We start from the raw sequence: 18,703 nt of genomic DNA, 5'->3' as shown, positions 1-18,703 counted from the left end.
CTGCAGGCGTAGCCTGTGGGTTCATTGGTAGATACGGTCGGGGTCGAAGGTGTTGTCGGGGATGTCGGCGCCGTACATCTTGAGGCGGTCGGCGAAGCGCGGGCGCACCCCGGTGGCGCTGAAATGACCGAGCACCTTGCCGTCGCGGTCGACGCCGGTCTGCTCGAAGCGGAAGATTTCCTGCATCGAGATGATGTCGCCTTCCATTCCGGTGATTTCCTGGATGCTGACCACCTTGCGGCAGCCGTCGATCAGGCGCGACGCCTGCACCACCACGGTCACGGCCGAGCAGATCTGCTGGCGGATCGCACGCGGCGTCAGGTTCACGCCGGCCATGCCGACCATGTTCTCGAGCCGGGCCAGCGCGTCGCGCGGGGTGTTCGAGTGAATCGTGGCGAGCGAGCCTTCGTGACCGGTATTCATCGCCTGCAGCATGTCGAGCGCTTCCGCGCCGCGCACTTCGCCCAGGATGATGCGGTCGGGCCGCATGCGCAGCGAGTTCTTCACCAGCGCGCGCTGGGTGACTTCGCCCTTGCCCTCGATGTTCGGTGGGCGCGTTTCCAGACGCACCACGTGCGGCTGGCGCAGCTGCAGCTCGGCCGCGTCCTCGATGGTGACGATGCGCTCGCTGGCCGGGATGAAGCCCGACAGCAGGTTCAGCAGCGTGGTCTTGCCGCTGCCGGTGCCGCCCGAGATCAGGATGTTGATCTTGGCGATGCCCAGACCCTCCAGCACCTTGATCATGGGCGGTGTCATGCTCTTGTAGTCGAGCAGGTTCTGTACCGTCAGCGGGGTCGCGCCGAAGCGGCGGATCGACAGCAGCGGGCCGTCGACCGCCAACGGCGGAATGATCGCGTTCACGCGCGAGCCGTCCGGCAGGCGCGCGTCGACCATCGGGCTCGATTCGTCGACGCGGCGGCCCACGCGTGAGACGATCTTCTCGATGATCTTCATCAGGTGCGCGTTGTCGTGGAAGGACACCTCGGTCAGCTCCAGCTTGCCGCGCCGCTCGACATACACACGGTTGGCGGTATTGACCAGGATGTCGGAAACGGTCGGGTCGTTCAGGAGCGGCTCGAGCGGGCCGAAACCGAGCATCTCGTGCTGGATGTCGAGCACCAGGTTGTGGCGCTCGTGCTGGTTGAGAACGATGCGCTCTTCCTCGATGATGCGCTGGATCAGCAGCGCCAGCTCGTGCTTGAACTGTTCGGCGGTCAGGCGCTTGAGGCGCTCCAGATCGATCCGGTCGAGGATCATCTGGTGCATCGTCTTCTTGAGCTCCTGGTAGGCACTGTTGCTGGCCTCGGCAGGAATCACGCTCGAACGGCGCTGGTCATCGGATACGGACAGGCGTTCACGCAGCGACATGGCTTCTCCTTTCAGTAATCGTTTTCGCCGCGGCCGAACAGGCGGTTGAACAGTCCGCGGCTTTCCGGCGCGCGCCGCGCAGTGACAAGCTCGACCAGGTCGGCCAGGCTGCGCGCCGCCGCGCTCGCACGCGACAGCTCGATCACCGGCACGCCCTGGTTCACCGAGTCGGTGACGGCGATGTAATCGTTGGGTACGGTGTGCACGACTTCGCAGCCGAGCGCCGCGTGCAGGTCGGGCAGGCGCAGGCGCCCGCCTTTCTCGTAGCGGTTGACGATCAGGCGGATGCTCTCGTTCGGGTAGCCGAGCGAGCGGAAGATGTCGAGCAGGCGCCGGGCGTCGCGGATGTCGGGCAGCGCCAGCTGCAATACCGGATAAATGGTGTCGGTGCTGTCGAGCGCGCGCAGCGACACCGCGTCGATCTGGCGTCCGACGTCGAGCAGGATGAAGTCGTAGTGCTGGCGCGCCACGCGCAGGATCGCATCGATGTGCTCGGGCTTGGCTTCCTTCGCCTGGGAGGGATCGTCGGCCGCGGCCAGCACCCCGAAGCCGCGCGTGACGTGCACCAGGCAGGAGTCGAGGAAAGGACCGTCGATGCGTGCGATCTGCTCGCACACGTCGGACAGGGTCATGGTCGGCTTCTGGTCCGAGACGTACAGCGCGGCATCGCCGAACTGGCCGTGCAGATCGATCAGCAGGACCTTCTTTTCGGCCAGCGTCGCCAGCGCATAGCCGAAGTTGGTCGAGATGAAGGTCGCGCCGCTGCCGCCTTTGCAGGCGATGAAGGCCAGCACTTTGCCGTCGCGCAGCTGGGCAACGCCGGCGGCGGTGGCGATGCGGTCCATCGCCTCGTGGAAGGCACGGTGCACCAGCGGCAGCTGCAACACTTCACGCACGCCGGCGCGCATCGCGCGGATCAGGAGCTCCGGACAGTGCTCGCCCGTGAGCAGCATGAAATGCGCTTCCGGATACTGGCGGGCCAGGCGCTCGATCAGGTCGCCGTCTTCGGGGGCGCCGGCGGCGGCGTCGACGATCACCAGGCCCGGCGCATCGGCCACCGGGCGGTCGAGTGCTTCTCGCATCGACACGCGGCTGGCGGCGACGTTCAGCGGCGGCACGCGTGCCGCGCCCTGCGAGGCGATTTCGGCATACAGCAAGCTGTCGCGGCTGATCAAAAGGGCTTTCATGACGCTCCTCGTCGAGGCTCAGGTTATCGTTGTTGAAGATGGGCGCGCAGGGCGCGGCGGGCAGGATGCGGTCGCGGGACAACGGTGCTCACTGCCCGTTGCCGAGCGTCTTGATCAGTGGCGAGACCTCGGTCTGCGGCTGGGCGAACGAGCGCTCGTAACGGGCATGCGCGGCGCGCGCGGCTGGACCGTCGATGCCAGTGGCCGGGTTGGCATTGGCAGCACCGCGCGGATCGATCGTCTGCGCCGCCACGTTGGCGCGCACCGACGCGCCGAACTGGCGGTCGAACCGCGGAGTGGTCGCACATCCCTGCACCAGCAGCAGCAGCACGACACATGCGCTCGTCTTGTGGGTAACCATGACTTTCTCCTATTTGAGTTCGAAACCGTCGACGCTCTGGGCCGGCGGCGCACTACGTTTGGGCAGTTTGGGGCCGGCCTCGAGCCGCCCGCCGAGCATCAGGGCAGCGCGCGAAGGTGCATCGACGCCGTCGGTCGGCAGCGCATAACCGGTGGCCGTGAGCGGCTTCACCAGACGCGCGGTAATCACGAACACCAGCTCGGTGCGGTCCTGCTGGAAGTCCGTGCTGCGAAACAGCGCGCCGAGCACCGGCACCTCACCCAGCAACGGCAGGCCCTTCAGGTTGGTGACCAGGTTGTTCTTGATCAGGCCGCCAATGGCAAAGCTCTGGCCGTCGTATAGCTGGACGGTGGTGCTGGCGCGCCGCGTCGTCACCACCGGCAGGATGGCGTTGCCGGTCAAACCGGTCGCACTGATGCCGATGCCTTCGCGCGACAGTTCCGACACCTCGGGCGCAACGCGCAGGTTGATGCGCCCGCCGCTGAGCACCGTCGGGGTAAAGCGCAGGCCGACGCCGAATTCCTTTTCCTCGAGCGTGACCTTGTCCCTGTCCTGCGAAACCGGGATATAGAATTTGCCGCCGGCCAGGAAGCTGCCCTCCTGGCCGCTGATCGCCATCACGTTCGGCTCGGCCAGCACGCGTACCAGGCTGTCCTTGGTCTCGGCGTCCAAGGCGAAACCCTTGTCGTTGCTGCGGCCGGCAAGGAGCCGGGCGCCAGCTTTCCCGGACAGGAAGTCCGAGCCCAGGGCGGCGGCCCAGCTGCCGGGACTGAAGGTCCAGCTTGCGCCGGCCTCGAGCCGCTCGATCAGGCTCTTCGACACCTCCGCGACCTTCACCTCGAGCTGCACCTGCTGCGGCGCGCTGACGCTCAGCAGATTGACAACGCGCAGGTTGGCGGCATTGGCGGCCGCGCTGGCGCCGCCTGCGGACTGCTCGGGAGCCAGCTCTTTCGGCACCGCGCTCATTGGCCGCAAGGGCTTGCGCACATAGGCCAGCGCCAGCTCGGCGGCACGGGCGGCGGCGGCGGCGTCGGAAACGCTCCCGGTGAGCACCAGCGAGTCGGCCGCGGCCAGCACGCGGATCTCCTTCTCTTCCGGCATGACCGCCGCCAGCATGGCCTGCAACGCGGTGGGATCCATGGCCACGGTGATGTCGAGCACGCTGCACATACCGCTGCGGCCCTGGATGATCATGTTGGTGGTGCCGACGTCGACGCCGGCGATGTACATCGTGTCGGGCGCCACCAGCATGGCCTGCACCACGGAAGGGTTGCCGACGCTGCGGTTCTGCACCGGCTCGGGCAGGCGCATCAGGGTCGACTTGCCCATCTGGAGCGCAACCTGGGCCGGGCGTGCAGCCTCGCCCTTGCAGCGCGGACCGACTTCGGCGCGATCGCCGGCGGTGACAGGTGTCTCGGACTGCGCCGCCGGACGGGCCGCCTGGGCGGCGCCCGCCAATGCCAGCGCCAGACCGCCAAATGCGACGCGGCAAGCGAGGCGGGGTTTGTTGGAACTCGTGTTCATGGTTTCACCTGGCACGCAAAAGGGATCAGAAGCATTCCTGCGAGGATTGCAGGCCGTTGATGACGCTGACACAGTTGCGCCGTACCGGCGGCGTGGCGACACGGTGCACAGCCGGCTTGTCGGGACGGCGTGCCGTGGCGGCCGGCTTGGCCGGCGACGGTTTCACCGGCAGCGGCGCCGTGCCCGGCAGCAGCGTGAGCTTGGTGGCGCCGTCGGTCTGGGCCGATTGCGGATCGACCTGGTTGCGCAGGGCCAGCGACAGCGTGCCGACGCTGCGCGCCAGGTCGAGCTTTTCGGCCTGCTCTGGCGTGACCTCGAGCGTGACGGCGTTGACCACGCGCGGCTTGGTTTCGTCGCGGTTGACCTCCTGGGCCACGGCCAGCACCAGAATCCGCTCGAGCACGATCTTCGAGATGTCCTGGTCGCGTCCACCCGACCCCGGCACCGGCTCCTTCTGGGTGCTGACGATGATGTCGACGTAGTTGCCCGGCAGGGTGAACCCGGCCACCCCGATGACATCGTTGACACGCACCGTGATGGCGCGCTTGCCTTCGGCGATCAGGGCCGACAGGCCGCCCAGCGTCCCGTTCGGGGCCAGCTTGGCTTCGCTGACCGGTTCGCCGGCCAGCACGCTGCTCTTGAGCACCCGTCCGGCCAGTTTTTGGGGATCGGTGAATGAACCCTTGGGCACGCTGTCGGCCGGCCACTCGGCCAGCTTGAACATTTCCGGCGTGAGCCGCTGCCCGAGATTGATATCGGTCGCGGCAACCACGATGTGTCCGGTGCTGGCTCCCGGCTGCTGCAGCAGCCAGCGCGAAGCCAGGATCACGGCCGTCAGGCCGAACAGGATGGCCACGGCCATCACGACGAGGGCGCGCTTGTTCTTCATGATGCGATTCCTGGGACAGGGTTCGAGGTGCCGGTGCCGGCGGCCATGCTGTTCCACGCCTGCTCCAGCGCGGCAGCCGTCAACTGTGGCTCGGTGCCGGCGAAGCTGGCGAAGTCATGCAGGCGACCCAGCAGTTCCTGGGGGTGGAAGGCCAGAAGTGGCGTGCCACTGGCGCGGTGCAGGCTCCCGATGAGGTGATCGAGCAAGGTCTCGTCGCAGTCGAGGCGGCGCAGCCGGCACTGGCGCCGCCAGAGCGCGCGGTAGGCCGGCTCGGCCAGGGGCCCGAGCGCGATGCGGTAGCCGATGCGGCGCAGCAGGGCCGGATCGAACACGCTGCTCGGCGCCTGGTCGGTGACGAAGACCAGCATGGCCTCGAAAGGCAGGGTCTCGGCCTGGCCGCCGAGCATGACGCGAGCGACGCCACCGTCGAGGATATCGGCCCAGCGCCTGAGCAGCTCGGACACGGGCGTGCGCTGACGGCCAAGGTCGTCGATGACGAATATCCCGTTATTTGCCTGCAGCTGCGGCGGCGCCTGGTATACGCCCTTGTCCGCGTCGTAGCGCAGCTCGAGGGCTTCCGGCTCGAGCTCGGCGCCGACATGCACCAGCGGGCGCTGGCAGATGACCCAGCGCGTATCGCAGCTGCGCCGCTCCTCCTGCTGGCGTGCCAGCGGCAGCGGCGCCGGATGGCGCAGCGGATCGTAGAAGCGCATGGTGCCTCCTTCGATCAGGATGGCGTATGGCACCGCGACGGCACCGGACAACAGGCGTGCCAGCTTGCGCGCGAGCGTGGTCTTGCCGCTGCCGCTGGGACCGTGCAAGAGCAGCGCACGCTGCGCCTGCAGGGCCGCGCCGAGCAGCGCACGCTGGCCCGGATCCAGACCATCGTCAGCCAGCACAGCCGCGACCTCGGCGGCAGTCGGGCGGCTGGCCCCGGGTTGGCGCAGCGCCTGGCGCTCGACCATCGCGCGCCAGGCGGCGAGCGTCACCGGTGCCGGCCCGACGTAGCGGCACTCGGCCAGGCAGTCGAGCGCGGCGCGCTGGCCAATCGCGGTCAGCTGGTACTGCACGTCGATGTCGGAGTCGCCACACCAGGCCACTTCGACCTGCTGCTCGGCCATCAGGCTGGCCAGTACTTCGCGCAGCACGCTCAATGACAGCTTGAGTTTGCCTGCAAGCAGCGGCAACGGCGCGCGGCCGGTCGCGTGCAGCGTCTTGAGCGTCAGCGCGACCAGCAGACGCGCATCGAGCCCGGTGTCACCGATGGACCTGGCCTGGCGTGGCAGGAGTGCCGCCACCTCCAGCTCGCCCGGCGGCGGCATCCGTCCGGCCATGCCGGCCGGCGTCGCGGCGCCATGCCCGCCCGAGCCAAACGACAGCGTTTCGATCATGGCATCCTCCTTGCAGACAGTAAAAATATTTCCTGACGACATTGAATTGATTCTAGCGATGGCCCCTCCGGACACCCTTGAGATGAAGCAAGCCGGCGGCTCAAGCGTGATGGCGCTGTACCAGTAGCCAGAGCGTACTGAGGGCAATGGCCAGACCATAAGGCATGGATCCCGCACTCGGCCGTGCCGACGCGTCGTCCGGCGAGATCGGTGCCATGCGCAGCAACAAGGGCAGCAACAGGTTGCGCATATTCGTATAGGCGATGCGCCAGCGCCCGGTTGCCAGCAAGACGACGAGCGCCATCAGGCCGCCGGCACACCAGGCCAGGATGCAGGCGTGGAAAGTCTCGGATGGGCCAAGGAAGAGGCCGACGGTAGCCATCAGTTTGACGTCGCCGGCGGCCATGCCGCGCAGTGCATACAAGGGCAGGAACATGGCGAAGCCGACGGCAGCGCCGCCCAATGCCTGGCCGATAGCGGTGGCCGGCGCGGCAGCGTAACAATGCAGGACAAGCGCGGCGCACCACCCGCCCAGCAGCAAGCGATTCGGGATTTTTCGTATCGCCAGGTCGATGACCGCGGCGGAAACGACGAGAACGAGCAGTAACAAATCCAGCCAGGTAGCGATAGGCATGGTGGTAGTCCCCAAAAAAAACCCTCCGGACCGGAGTCCAGAGGGTGAGGTCACGCGATTACTGGGGTTAATCCGGCAGAGCGGTGGTCAGCGCCGTTGCAACCCTGGTGAAAGCATCCTTCACCTCCTGGCCCACGGTCACTGCCGCGGTTGCCATCGCGACACCGATCAGCGCAGCGATCAGGCCATACTCGATGGCAGTCACACCGTCTTCGTCAGCAACGAAAGCTTGGATAGCGGTAAAGATCGTTTTCATGACAAACTCCATATGGTGGTTTATAAGAACAACCCCGAAACGGTGGGAGTTCCCTGACTCGGCTGCCTCTGCTTTGTCGTTTCCGTTTCAGTAAGTTCATCATACGTTTTGATGCCGCACGGCAAGTTGACTGTACGCAAGTTTTCCCATGGGAATTATTTGCTTAGTGAAACTTTTGAGAAGGCGCAAAGGTGAGGCTAACCCGCCACGCATAGTCCTAAAAAGCTGGGCGAGATTATTGCTGTAAATGCAAAAACAGATTATGCTGTTTCGCTTGCTTTTCGGAAATTTCGGCTTCCCATGGAAGCAATGAAAGGCCGAGAAGCGACAAGTGGGTTGATTACATTCTGAGAATGACATGGATTCCCTTCTGAAACACATGGTGGACATGACCGGCCACCGCGACCACGCGATGCTCGACATCTCGGTGATCGCGGCAGTGCAGGAACTGGCCGCCGCCGCACAGACGCGGGTGTTATCCATCTCTACTTTCGGCGGCCAGCATTACGTACGCCCACGGGCCAGCATCGACGCCGGCGGCCGCGCCCAGGTCCACGAAGCACTCGACAGCGCCACGCCAGGCCAGCCCTTATCCAGCATGCCGGAACTGGCGGCCTGCCTGGCGGCGCGCGAGACCAGCGCCGAAGCCATCGCTCCCGACGGCCAGCGCACTCTATGGCTGCCAATCTGGTTTGGCGACAAGGCCGATACCTGCCTGGAGATCGTGCGCGGCGCGCCCTTCCCGGACCAGACCATCCACATGATCGCCGGCATCGTCGGTGTCTACCGCAATTTCCAGAACCTGCTCGACTACAGCGAACGCGACTCGCTCACCGGCCTGCTGAACCGCAAGACCTTCGAGGACCAGCTCGCGCGCATGCTCCAGTGCCCGGGCGAGCACGAGCCGCCGCTGCCGGGCCAGCCCGAGCGGCGTCAGTCTCATGCACAGGAAAAACAATGGCTGGCCGTGGTCGACGTCGACCACTTCAAGCTGGTGAACGACACCTTTGGCCACCTGTACGGCGACGAGGTGCTGATCCTGATCGCCAACCAGCTGCAGGCCTCGTTCCGGGCCCAGGATCGCGTGTTCCGCTTCGGCGGCGAGGAATTCGTGGTGCTGCTGCGTTCGAGCACGCTGGACAATGCGCGCCGTATCATCGACCGCTTCCGCACGAACGTTGAAGCATATGATTTCCCGCAGGTGGGCCGGGTGACGGTAAGCATCGGCTTCGTCAGCATCAGCGCCTTCGATTCACCGGTGGTCACGCTCGGCCATGCCGACCAGGCCCTGTACTACGCCAAGACCCATGGCCGTAACCAGGTCTGCCACTACGGCGAACTGATCGAGCGCGGCCTGCTCCAGGCCGTCGCCTCGAACGACACCGCCGAGTTCTTTTAAGTTACCAAAAGAAAACGGCTCGGGTCGACCCGCCACTTCTCGGGCGACTCGTGACGCACGATCTTGTCGCCGCCGCCGAAGCCCAGCGCGCGCGACAGGTCGAGCAGCTCCGGCCGGATATAGGTCTGGGTGCGGGTATTGAAGAATACGTTGACCTTGGGCGTCAGGAGGTTGGTCTCGTGCGGCTCGACCACCACGCCCAGGCGGCCCGACTCGAGCATCACCATGGTGCCGACCGGGTAGATGCCGACGCAGCGCATGAATTCCTGGGTCAGCGAAGGATTGAAGTGGAATTTGCTCCACTCGTAGATCTTGCGCAGCGCATCAGCCGCCGGCATGCCCTTGTGGTAGCAGCGGTCCGAGGTGATGGCGTCGTAAACATCGACGATCGCCGCCATCTGCGCCAGGTCGCTGATCTGGTTTTCGGCCTGCCTGTCCGGGTAGCCGCTGCCGTCGCGCCGCTCGTGGTGGTGCAGCGTGATGTCGAGCGGGATCTGGCCTATTTCCGGCGTCTGGCGCAGGATGTCGTAACCGTCGCGCGGGTGCTTCCTGATGAGTGCGAACTCCTCGTCGGTGAGGCGTCCGGCCTTGTTCAGGATGTGATCCGGCACCAGCGCCTTGCCGGTGTCGTGCAGCAGGCCGCCGATGCCGGCCTGGTAGATCGTCTCGTCGTCCATGCCGCGCGAGCGGCAGAACGCCACCAGCAGCGTGCACACGCTCACCGAATGCAGGAAGGTGTAGTCGTCCTTGGTCTTGATGCGCAATAGCCCTAGCAGCGCGCCGGAATTGCGCAGGATCGATTCGGTGATGTTCTGCACCACCGGCGACACATTTTCGAGCTCGACCGCCTTGCCCAGGCGCGCATCCTGCATCACCGTGCGCACCAGGCCGACGGCCTGGCGCCGGATGCTGACCGCACGCTGCATCTCGTCTGCAAGCGAGGTACGTACTGGCCTGACCGGCCTGGCCGCGATCTCCACGAGCTCTTTTTCGGTCTGGGCCTGGACCTCGGCCAGAGTCGGCGCCTCGGCCACGTCGAGTCCCTTGGAGCAGTCGATGATCACGCTGCGAATACCGGCATGCCGGATTTTGCGGATATCGTCGCCGCTGGTAAGGACAAACCTGGCGCGGATGAAAGGATGTTCCATCCAGCCGCAGTCCAGATCATGGATGGCCATGCCCACGCGCAGCTGGGACGAATCGATTTTCTTGAGCATGCTAGGGCCTGACGATGTGTTAATCTCCGCCACCGTGACGGAGCATGCAGTATAACAACGTACTTTCCTCGAATAAACTTTCCATCCATTAAATGTTGCAACTAAACACAAAATAATTCCTTATGGAACTGCGCCAGCTCCGCTATTTTGTGGCCATCGTCGACCATGGATCGCTCTCGCGTGCCGCCCTGGTGCTGCACGTGGCGCAGCCGGCGCTTACGCAACAGCTGCGCCAGCTGGAGGAGGAACTCGGTGCGCAGTTGCTGCACCGCTCGGCGCATGGGGTGCTCAGCACCGACGCCGGCAAGATTTTTTATGAGCACGCTCAGGCTATCCTGAAACAGGTGGCCGACGCCCGATCGGCCGTCACGCAGTCGACCACGCGGCCCTCGGGCAGCGTCACGCTCGGCCTGCCGCACAGTATTTCCGGCGCCCTCGCCCTGCCCCTGTTGACGGCTGCGCGCGCGACCTATCCCGAGATCACGCTGCAGCTGACCGAGGAAATTTCGGGCAACCTGATCGAGCAGCTCAAGTCCGGGCGCCTGAATCTCGCCGTGCTGTTCGACGACGGCCAGCTGACAGGTTTCGAGACCACGCCACTGGTCGAGGAAGACCTGATGTACATCTGCCGCGCCGGCTCCATCTGGGTGCCGCCGGGCCCGGCCATCACCCTGGGCGCGGCGCTGGCCACCACCCTGATCCTGCCGGCCCGGCAGCATGGCGTGCGCCCGCTGATCGAGCAGGCCGCCGGCAGCGCGGGCCTGGCGCTCGCCAACATCATCGAGATCAATTCGATCGCCATCCTGAAATCGGCCCTGCTGGCCGACATGGGCGCGACCCTGCTGCCGCTGGCGCCGCTGCGCGCCGAGATCGACAGCAACGCCCTGATCGCCCGGCCGGTGCACAGCCCGGCGATCCGGCGCAACGTCACCCTCTGCGCCTCGCGCAATATCCCGCTGACGAACGCGGCCGCCGCGATCAGCCGCCTGGTGCGCCAGGTTACCGAAATGCTGTGCTCGAATGGGCAGTGGCCCGGCGCTCAGCTTATTGAATAACTGCTATCAGTTTTTCTTATACCCCCATCCCGATTCCGTATTTCCCCCTTCCGCCGGTAAGGCCATACACTCCACGCGACCGAACAACCCTGCGGTTGTTCAGCAAAAAATAAGGAGCGTCTAACAAAGCTTCAGGGCAAGGCGCAGCGTCGAAGACAGTACGGCTGTACGGCGAGACGGTGCAACGCAGCCATGAAGCTTTTGTTAGGCGCTCCAAGTCGCCACCGCGACGCCAACCCGCCACGACAAGCGCCTACCCGGCGTCCGGATGGCGGGAACCACCAACTACCAGCTTGGAGACACGTATGCCCGATACCGTCGCGCCGCGCGAGCCCGCGCAGGATCTTCCTTCCCGCCTGAATAACGCAGCTTTAACTGCGGTCACCCTCGACGACAAATACACCGCCAAGACCGGCAACATCTTCCTGTCCGGCATCCAGGCCCTGGTGCGCCTGCCGATGATGCAGCGCGAGCGCGACGCCGCCGCCGGCCTGAACACGGCCGGCTTCGTCTCGGGCTACCGCGGCTCGCCGCTGGGCGGCCTCGACGAGACCTTGTGGAAGGCGAAGCACCACCTGGAAGCGAACCACGTGCAGTTCGTGCCGGGCGTGAACGAGGACCTGGCCGCGACCGCCGTCTGGGGCACGCAGACGGTCGACCTGATCGGCCCGACGAAATATGACGGCGTGTTCGCCATGTGGTACGGCAAGGGCCCTGGTGTGGACCGCTGCGGCGACGTTTTTAAACACATGAACCATGCCGGCACGTCGAAGAACGGCGGCGTGCTGCTGGTCGCCGGGGACGACCACGGCGCGTATTCCTCGACCCTGCCGCACCAGTCGGATCACATCTTTTCGGCTTGCATGATCCCGGTGCTCTACCCCTGCAACGTGCAGGAATACCTGGACCTCGGCGTGCACGGCTGGGCCATGTCGCGCTTCTCGGGCTGCGCGGTCGCTTTTAAAGCGCTGGCCGACACGGTCGAATCGAGCGCCTCGGTCGACGCCAACCCGCATCGCGTGCAGGTGAAGATCCCGCAGGACTTCGTCATGCCCGAAGGCGGCCTGAACACGAAACTGTCCTCGGTCCCGCTGGGTCAGCAGGCACGCGCCCAGGAAGCGCTGATGCAGGACTATAAAATCTACGCAGCCCTGGCCTATGCCCGTGAAAACAAGCTGAATCACACCACGATCGACAGCCCGAACGCGAAACTCGGCATCATCGCGTCCGGCAAATCCTACCTCGACGTTCTGGAGGCGCTGGAAGAACTGGGCATTGACGAAGCCATGGCCGCGAAGGTCGGCCTGCGCCTGTTCAAGGTCGCGATGATCTGGCCGCTGGAGCCGGAAGGCGTGCGCGAATTCGCCCAGGGACTGGACGAAATCCTGGTGGTCGAGGAAAAGCGCCAGGTCGTCGAATACCAGCTGAAGGAACAGCTCTACAACTGGCGCGACGACGTGCGTCCCCACATCATCGGCAAGTTCGACGACAAGGGCGAATGGGTTGCCCCGCGCGGCGACTGGCTGCTGCCCCCCAAGGCCGATTTTTCAGTTGCGCAGGTCGCACGCGTGATCGCCGGTCGGATTGCACGCCTCGTCACCGACGACACCACGCGCGACCTGATCAAGGCCCGCCTGGCCTTCCTCGACGCGAAGGACGCCGTGCTGCAAAAGGCGATCACCACGCCGTTCCGCCCGGCCTTCTACTGTTCCGGCTGCCCGCACAACACCTCGACCAAGGTGCCGGAAGGTTCCTTCGCGCTGGCCGGCATTGGCTGCCACGTGATGGCGACCTCGATCTACCCGGAGATGAACAAGCTGACCACCCACATGGGCGGCGAAGGCGCGCCCTGGATCGGCCAGGCCGCGTTCTCGAAAGTGCCGCACGTGTTCCAGAACCTGGGCGACGGCACCTACTTCCACTCGGGTTACCTGGCCGTGCGCGCCGCCGTCTCGGCCAAGGTCAACATCACCTACAAGATTCTGTACAACGACGCGGTCGCGATGACCGGCGGCCAGCCGGTCGACGGCACGACGTCCGTGCCGATGATCGCCCAGCAGATGGCGGCCGAGGGAGTCAAACGCATCGCGCTTGTCACCGAGGACCTGTCGCGCTACGAAGACCGTTCGCTGCTGCCGGCCATCGTCACCCTGCACGACCGCAAGCACATGGACGACGTCCAGCGCGAACTGCGCGAGCTGCCGGGCGTGACCGTCATCATCTACGACCAGACCTGCGCCGCCGAGAAGCGCCGCCGCAGGAAGAAAGGCGAGTTCCCCGACCTGCCCAAGCGCATGGTGATCAACGAAGCCGTCTGCGAAGGCTGCGGCGACTGCGGCATCCAGTCGAACTGCGTCTCGATCCTGCCGAAGGAAACCGAGTTCGGCCGCAAGCGCCAGATCGACCAGTCCTCCTGCAACAAGGACTACTCGTGCGCCAAGGGCTTCTGCCCGAGTTTTGTTACCGTCGAAGGCGGCACCCTGAAGAAGAGCAAGGCCGGCGTCAGCAAGGGCGATGACGACGGCTGGGGCGCGTTGCCCGAACCGGTGCTGCCGTCCGTGGAACACCCGTACAACATCCTCATCAACGGCATCGGCGGCACCGGCGTCATCACCGTCGGCGCGCTGATGGGCATGGCCGCCCACCTCGAAGGCAAGGGCGCCTCGGTGCTGGACATGACCGGCATGAGCCAGAAGAACGGTTCCGTCACCTCGCACGTGAAGATCGCGATGTCGCCGCAGCGCCTGCGCGCGCAGCGCATCGCCACCGGCGAGGCCGACCTGATCCTCGGCTGCGACATGCTGACCACGGGCGCTGCCGACGCGGTGTCGAAAATGCGTCCGGGCCGCACGCTGGCCATCGTCAACCTGCACGAGCAGCCGACCGGCACCTTTGCCCAGGACGCCGACTGGCAGTTCCCGGCCGAGGACGTGCGCGGCCTGATCGTGGAAGCCGTGGGCGGCGCGGATGGCGCCGATTTCATCGACGCCACCAGGCTGGCCACCGCGCTGATGGGCGACTCGATCGCGACCAACCTGTTCCTGATGGGCTATGCCTGGCAGAAGGGCCGCATTCCGCTGACCGAAGCCGCCCTGCTGCGCGCCATCGAGCTGAACGGCGTTGCGGTCGCATCGAACAAGAAGAGCTTCCTGTGGGGCCGCCGTGCCGCCGTCGACTTCAAGCGCGTCGAGAAGCTTGCTGCGCCAACCCAGGCCGTGCTGGTGCAGATGCCGCAGAGCCTGGAGACGATCATCAAGAAGCGCATCGAGTTCCTGACCGGCTACCAGGACGCGGCCTATGCCGGCGTGTACGCCGAACTGGTCGAGAAAGTGCGCGCGGCCGAAACCGCCGCTGGTCTCGGCAACAAGCTGTCGACGGCCGTAGCCAAGTACTACTTCAAGCTGATGGCCTACAAGGACGAATACGAAGTGGCGCGCCTGTACACCGACGGCCGCTTCCTCGAGCAGGTCAAATCGCAGTTCGAAGGCGACTTCAAGCTGAAGTACAACCTGGCGCCGCCGCTGTTCGCGAAGAAGAACGCCAAGGGAGAACTGGTGAAGGCCGAGTTCGGCTCGTGGATGATGGGCGCCTTCAAGCTGCTGGCGAAATTGAAAGGCCTGCGCGGTGGCGCCTTCGACGTGTTCGGCTACACCGCCGAGCGCAAGATGGAGCGCGCCCTGATCGTCGAGTACCGCCAGATGATCGAAGCGCTGCTGCCGACCCTGAGCGGCGCCTCCTACGCCGACGCCGTCGCGCTGGCCAGCCTGCCGGAGCAGATCCGCGGCTTCGGCCACGTGAAGGAGAAGGCGGTCGAGAACTTCCGTCTGCGCAAAGCGGAGCTGCTCAGCGGCAACATCAAGAAACGCGCTGCCTGATCATTGATGACGGACCGGTGGGCACAGGGCGCCCACCCTACGTACGCATCCGTCCATTGTTATCGGTCGAATTCGTAGGGTGGGCGCCCCCGTGCCCACCGGTCCCGTTGAGCATCCCCACAGCTCAAGCTTGACGTTAACGTTAACGTCATATACCGTACAAATCGAACCTGTCCGCTTCCGATTCCAGAAGGAACACCATGAACGACATCACCCCCGCCGCCAAGCTCGATCTGCCTGAACAGCCCAAGCTGGCCAACAAGGTGCGCTTCGTCACCGCCGCCTCCCTGTTCGATGGCCACGACGCCTCGATCAACATCATGCGCCGCATCCTGCAGTCCAACGGCGTCGAGGTCATCCACCTTGGCCACAACCGCTCGGTCGACGAAGTCGTCACCGCGGCGCTGGCAGAAGACGTCCAAGGCATCGCCATCTCCAGCTACCAGGGCGGCCACGTCGAGTACTTCAAGTACATGATCGACCTCTTGAGGCAGCGCGGCGGCGCCCACATCAAGGTCTTCGGCGGCGGCGGCGGCGTCATCGTCCCGCACGAGATCGAGGAACTGCATGCCTATGGCGTGGCGCGCATCTTCAGCCCGGAAGACGGCCAGCGCATGGGCCTGGTGGGCATGATCCGCTCGATGATCGAAGCCTGCGACATCGACCTGTCGACCTATGCCCCCACCTCGCTGGATGTCCTGCAGGCTGGCAGCATCGAACAACGCCACCGCCCGCTGGCCCAGCTCATCACCGCGCTGGAGAACGGCAAGGCCGACGAAGGCCTGCGCAAGCAGGTGCTGGAAGCGGCCGACACCATGAAGGTGCCAACGCTGGGCATTACCGGCACCGGCGGCGCCGGCAAGTCCTCGCTGACCGATGAACTGATCCGCCGCATCCGCCTCGACCAGAACGACCGCCTGAACATCGCGGTGATCTCGATCGACCCGTCACGCCGCAAGTCGGGCGGCGCCCTGCTGGGCGACCGCATCCGCATGAACGCGATCAATCCGTGGAACGGCCAGGCGCGCGTCTTCATGCGCTCGCTCGCTACCCGCGAAGCCGGCTCGGAAATCTCGGCCGCGCTTCCCAGCGTGATCGCCGCGTGTAAAGTCGCCGGTTTCGACCTCGTGATCGTCGAAACCTCGGGCATCGGCCAGGGTGACGCGGCGATCGTCCCGCATGTCGATGCCTCGATGTACGTGATGACCCCGGAATTCGGCGCCGCCTCGCAGCTGGAAAAGATCGACATGCTCGATTTCGCCGACTTCATCGCGATCAACAAGTTCGACCGCAAGGGCGCCCAGGACGCGCTGCGCGACGTGGCGAAGCAGTACCAGCGCAACCGCGAACTGTGGAGCAAGTCGCCCGACGAGATGCCGGTGTTCGGCACCCAGGCCTCGCGCTTCAACGACGACGGCGTGACCGCCCTCTACCACGGCCTGCTGCCGAAGCTGGCGGAGCTGGGCCTGCGAGTCGAGCCCTCGAAGCTGGCTGCCCCATCGCAGAAACACTCGAGCGGCAAGAACGTGATCGTTCCCCCGGCCCGTGCACGCTACCTCGCCGAGATTGCCGACACCGTGCGCGGCTACCACAAGAACACCGCGAAACAGGTCAAACTGGCGCGCGAGCGCCAGCAGCTCAGCGAAACGAAACGCATGCTGGCGGCTGCCAACCGCGAAGTGATCCTGGACGACCTGATCACCGAGCGCGAAAACGCCATGGACGGCGGCGCGAAAAAACTGTTGGCCATGTGGCCGGACATGCAGGCAGCCTACGCCGGCGACGACTACGTGGTCAAAATCCGTGACAAGGAAGTTCGCACCAAATTGGTGCAAAAAACCCTGTCCGGCACCACCATCCGCAAGGTCGCCCTGCCGAAGTACGAAGACCACGGCGAGATCCTGCGCTTCCTGATGCTGGAAAACGTGCCGGGCTCCTTCCCGTTCACGGCCGGCGTGTTCGCGTTCAAGCGCGAGGGTGAAGACCCGACCCGCATGTTCGCCGGCGAAGGCGACGCCTTCCGCACCAACCGCCGCTTCAAGCTGGTCTCCCAAGGCATGGACGCCAAGCGCCTGTCGACCGCCTTCGACTCCGTGACCCTGTACGGCGCCGACCCGGCGCTGCGTCCGGACATCTACGGCAAAGTGGGCAACTCGGGCGTCTCGATCGCGACGCTGGACGACATGAAGGTGCTGTACGACGGTTTTGATTTGTGCAGCCCGAGTACCTCCGTCTCGATGACCATCAACGGCCCGGCGCCGACCATCCTCGCCATGTTCATGAACACGGCGATCGACCAGCAGATCGACAAGTTCGTGGCCGATAACCACCGCCAGCCGACCGCCGACGAAGCGGCAAAAATCAAGGAATGGGTGCTGGCCAACGTGCGCGGCACGGTGCAGGCCGACATCCTGAAGGAAGACCAGGGCCAGAATACCTGCATCTTCTCGACCGAGTTCTCGCTGAAGGTGATGGGCGACATCCAGGAATATTTTGTCCACCACCAGGTGCGCAACTTCTATTCCGTGTCGATCTCGGGTTACCACATCGCCGAGGCCGGCGCGAACCCGATCTCGCAGCTCGCCTTTACGCTGTCGAACGGTTTCACGTTCGTCGAAGCCTACCTGGCGCGCGGCATGCACATCGACGACTTCGCGCCAAACCTGTCGTTCTTCTTCTCGAACGGCATGGACCCGGAATACACGGTGCTGGGCCGCGTGGCGCGCCGCATCTGGGCCGTGGCCATGCGCGACAAGTACGGCGCCAACGACCGCTCGCAGAAACTGAAATACCACGTCCAGACCTCGGGCCGCTCGCTGCACGCGCAGGAGATCGACTTCAACGACATCCGCACCACGCTGCAGGCGCTGATCGCGATCTACGACAACTGCAACTCGCTGCACACCAATGCCTACGACGAGGCAATCACCACGCCAACCGATGAATCGGTCCGCCGCGCGCTGGCGATCCAGCTGATCATCAACCGCGAATGGGGCCTCGCCAAGAACGAGAACCCGAACCAGGGCGCCTTCATCATCGACGAATTGACCGACCTGGTCGAGGAAGCGGTGCTGCAGGAATTCGAACGCATCGCCGAACGCGGCGGCGTGCTGGGCGCAATGGAGACCGGCTACCAGCGCGGCAAGATCCAGGAAGAGTCGATGCTGTACGAGCACAAGAAGCACGACGGCTCGCTGCCGATCATCGGCGTGAACACCTTCCGCAACCCGAAGGGCGCCGGCGCCCCGGCCACGATCGAGCTGGCCCGTTCGACCGACGACGAAAAGCAGTCGCAGCTCAAGCGCCTGGCAGACTTCCACCAGCGCCACGCCAATGAGGCCCCGGCCGCCCTGGCCGCCCTGCAGCAGGCCGCGATCGATAACCAGAACGTGTTCGAGAAGCTGATGGACGCCGTGCGCGTCTGCTCGCTGGGGCAGATCACCACTGCCCTGTTCGAGGTCGGCGGGCAGTATCGCCGCAATATGTAAGAAGACCTGTGCGGCCGGCCACGCGCCGGCAGCTCAAATCCCTCCGCAACGCCAGCGCG

Annotated in this window: 13 protein-coding genes; 4 read left to right on the top strand and 9 right to left on the bottom strand. The window is 65.1% G+C overall.

All coding sequences use genetic code 11. From position 1 onward, the window contains the following. Nucleotides 1–21: 21 nt before the first annotated feature. The 8 genes from ACSUZJ_RS02045 to ACSUZJ_RS02010 form a co-directional block, all read right to left on the bottom strand. Nucleotides 22–1,368 carry a TadA family conjugal transfer-associated ATPase gene (locus ACSUZJ_RS02045; protein WP_499412852.1) on the bottom strand — a complete coding sequence of 449 codons (1,347 nt, stop codon included), beginning with the start codon at nt 1,366–1,368 and terminating at the stop codon, nt 22–24. 11 nt (nt 1,369–1,379) lie between these two features. Further along, nucleotides 1,380–2,555: a CpaE/TadZ family protein gene (locus ACSUZJ_RS02040; RefSeq protein ID WP_499412850.1), complete on the bottom strand. Its 1,176-nt coding sequence runs from the start codon at nt 2,553–2,555 to the stop codon at nt 1,380–1,382. Nucleotides 2,556–2,643: 88 nt separating this feature from the next. After that, a complete protein-coding gene (locus ACSUZJ_RS02035; RefSeq protein WP_499412848.1) occupies nt 2,644–2,916 on the bottom strand; it encodes a hypothetical protein in 273 nt (90 codons plus the stop codon). 9 nt (nt 2,917–2,925) lie between these two features. Beyond that, a complete protein-coding gene (locus ACSUZJ_RS02030) occupies nt 2,926–4,440 on the bottom strand; it encodes a type II and III secretion system protein family protein (RefSeq protein WP_499412846.1) in 1,515 nt (504 codons plus the stop codon). A 25-nt stretch (nt 4,441–4,465) separates the two neighbouring features. Continuing rightward, nucleotides 4,466–5,329 carry a Flp pilus assembly protein CpaB gene (cpaB, locus tag ACSUZJ_RS02025; protein WP_499412844.1) on the bottom strand — a complete coding sequence of 288 codons (864 nt, stop codon included), beginning with the start codon at nt 5,327–5,329 and terminating at the stop codon, nt 4,466–4,468. Next, nucleotides 5,326–6,720, bottom strand: a complete 1,395-nt coding sequence (locus ACSUZJ_RS02020; RefSeq protein WP_499412842.1) for a DUF8689 domain-containing protein — start codon at nt 6,718–6,720, stop codon at nt 5,326–5,328. Before ACSUZJ_RS02020 ends, cpaB begins: the two co-directional genes overlap by 4 nt. A gap of 100 nt (nt 6,721–6,820) precedes the next feature. Continuing rightward, a complete protein-coding gene (locus ACSUZJ_RS02015) occupies nt 6,821–7,354 on the bottom strand; it encodes an A24 family peptidase (RefSeq protein ID WP_499412840.1) in 534 nt (177 codons plus the stop codon). 67 nt (nt 7,355–7,421) lie between these two features. Next, nucleotides 7,422–7,610: a Flp family type IVb pilin gene (locus ACSUZJ_RS02010; RefSeq protein WP_499412838.1), complete on the bottom strand. Its 189-nt coding sequence runs from the start codon at nt 7,608–7,610 to the stop codon at nt 7,422–7,424. A gap of 358 nt (nt 7,611–7,968) precedes the next feature. On the opposite strand from ACSUZJ_RS02010, the gene ACSUZJ_RS02005 reads away from it, so the two are divergent. Then, nucleotides 7,969–9,009, top strand: coding sequence for a GGDEF domain-containing protein (locus tag ACSUZJ_RS02005; RefSeq protein ID WP_499412836.1), 1,041 nt, complete (start codon nt 7,969–7,971; stop codon nt 9,007–9,009). Here ACSUZJ_RS02005 and ACSUZJ_RS02000 read toward each other — a convergent pair. Then, nucleotides 9,006–10,226, bottom strand: a complete 1,221-nt coding sequence (locus ACSUZJ_RS02000; protein ID WP_499412834.1) for an HD-GYP domain-containing protein — start codon at nt 10,224–10,226, stop codon at nt 9,006–9,008. The two genes, ACSUZJ_RS02005 and ACSUZJ_RS02000, sit on opposite strands and share 4 nt — an antisense overlap. Nucleotides 10,227–10,348: 122 nt before the next feature. Between ACSUZJ_RS02000 and ACSUZJ_RS01995 the strand changes: the two genes are divergently transcribed. The 3 genes from ACSUZJ_RS01995 (at nt 10,349) to icmF (ending at nt 18,644) form a co-directional block, all read left to right on the top strand. Continuing rightward, nucleotides 10,349–11,281, top strand: a complete 933-nt coding sequence (locus ACSUZJ_RS01995) for a LysR substrate-binding domain-containing protein (RefSeq protein ID WP_499412832.1) — start codon at nt 10,349–10,351, stop codon at nt 11,279–11,281. 305 nt (nt 11,282–11,586) lie between these two features. Further along, nucleotides 11,587–15,156, top strand: coding sequence for an indolepyruvate ferredoxin oxidoreductase family protein (locus tag ACSUZJ_RS01990; protein ID WP_499412830.1), 3,570 nt, complete (start codon nt 11,587–11,589; stop codon nt 15,154–15,156). Between the two features lie 200 nt (nt 15,157–15,356). Further along, entirely contained in the window at nt 15,357–18,644 is a 3,288-nt protein-coding gene (icmF, locus tag ACSUZJ_RS01985; RefSeq protein WP_499412828.1) for a fused isobutyryl-CoA mutase/GTPase IcmF, read from the top strand. Nucleotides 18,645–18,703 lie beyond the last annotated feature (59 nt).

Origin of the sequence: Telluria sp. B2 (assembly GCF_051789535.1) — a bacterium.
In the GTDB taxonomy this organism is placed as follows: domain Bacteria; phylum Pseudomonadota; class Gammaproteobacteria; order Burkholderiales; family Burkholderiaceae_D; genus Telluria.
The sequence above is the reverse complement of the archived record's forward strand: the minus strand, read 5'-3'. Positions and strand labels throughout refer to the sequence as shown.